1 protein-coding gene is annotated in these 499 nt (G+C 47.7%); it reads right to left on the bottom strand.

Annotation, left to right across the window (positions count from 1 at the left end):
• Positions 1-256 precede the first annotated feature (256 nt).
• Positions 257-499, bottom strand: a 243-nt coding sequence (locus tag DIE22_RS37875; RefSeq protein ID WP_148093221.1) for a helix-turn-helix transcriptional regulator, incomplete at its 5' end; no start/stop codon positions are given.

Genomic DNA, 499 nt, shown 5'->3' with positions numbered 1-499 from the left:
AAGCTCAAGTGGCAAGTCGATCAATCTGCCGGCGATAATGAGTGGCATTTGTGTTCCCCATCGTTTAGTGATGGGCGTTACCGTATCAAGTCGAAACAACAGCTGGAACTAGTTAGGTAGGGAGGAGGGCCAAAATGAATATTGGTCGCGTATTATCAGTGCAAGATTGAAGATCTCCAGCTGGTCCAGAATTATCCAATATATGGGATTTGAGAGATCTGTGGGCATGGTTAAGTCATACCGGTAGCATGCCTGCTCATTCTTCGGGAAATTTTTTGTCTGAAATAAGGGGATAATCAAGCAGGCCGTAATGGGCGGCAATGACGGCAGCTGCTATTCTGCTATTTACGTTCAAGACCTTCATTGCTTCAGCGATATGGTATTCGACTGTATGGCGGGATACTCCGAGAATCAGGGAGATGTCCGGCGATGTCTTTCCTTGTGCGACCCATGTAAGGCACTCACGCTGACGTGGAGATAGCTCAACGAGTACCTTCGG

Source organism: Burkholderia sp. Bp9142, from assembly GCF_003853415.1.
In the GTDB taxonomy this organism is placed as follows: domain Bacteria; phylum Pseudomonadota; class Gammaproteobacteria; order Burkholderiales; family Burkholderiaceae; genus Burkholderia.
This window is presented reverse-complemented; position numbering and strand designations above follow the sequence as displayed.